At 34.4% G+C, this 259-nt stretch carries 1 protein-coding gene; it reads left to right on the top strand.

The window, feature by feature from the left end:
• Positions 1-259 (top strand): hypothetical protein (locus tag SB717_RS37345; RefSeq protein WP_410908162.1); only part of this gene is annotated, 259 nt, incomplete at both ends.

The raw sequence follows: 259 nt of genomic DNA on the forward strand, positions 1-259 counted from the left end.
TGAAAGCAGAAGGTGCAAAACCAGAGCCAGTAGAGCTGAAGTTTGAAAATGGAAAAGTAATTGCAAAGTATCCAGAAATTATGGATATGGAAGAAAGAAGTATCGTCTTTAAAACAAAAGTAAAAGAAACTGCAAAAATTGGTGAAGAAATTGTTAATAAAGCAACCGTTAGTGATAAAACAAATCCACCAAAGGATTTAGAAGAGAAGATTACACCACAGCATAAGGCCGGTAAAATTGCTGCAAAGAAAAAAGCAAC

The sequence above is a fragment of the Priestia sp. SIMBA_032 genome (genome assembly GCF_046535215.1).
GTDB lineage: Bacteria > Bacillota > Bacilli > Bacillales > Bacillaceae_H > Priestia > Priestia aryabhattai.